The sequence below is a fragment of the Lewinella sp. IMCC34191 genome (genome assembly GCF_003390935.1).
Classification (GTDB): Bacteria; Bacteroidota; Bacteroidia; order Chitinophagales; family Saprospiraceae; genus Neolewinella.
This window is the reverse complement of record NZ_QNQZ01000037.1, coordinates 1-304: the sequence shown is the minus strand read 5'-3', so window position 1 is coordinate 304 and position 304 is coordinate 1. Positions and strand designations below refer to the sequence as shown.

The 304-nt window shown below is 56.9% G+C and carries 1 pseudogene; it reads left to right on the top strand.

Annotated features, from left to right (window positions below):
- Positions 1-304 (top strand): annotated as a pseudogene (locus tag DRW39_RS22120) (hypothetical protein); the annotation flags it as partial.

Sequence of the window (304 nt, the reverse complement as noted above, 5' to 3'; positions counted from 1 at the left end):
AACGCCGCAAGCACATCCGCCCCCTATTCTTCAAGGACTTCTTCTACCAGTCCGTTCAGGCTTTCTACGCCAGCTTTCGCCATGCCCGCCGCTGGCGGTCTCACCTGCTTATCGCCGTCGACGGTACTGGCCAGACCCTGCCCCGTGAAAGTTGGATCGGGCAGGCCTTCGGCTTATACCAAAACCAGCACGACAATGTGCCCTCCACCCGCATCCTGCTAACCTACGATCTGCTTAACCGTATTATTCTACGCGCTGACTTACATACACAGAAGAGCGGAGAGATCCGGCATGCGTACCCCAA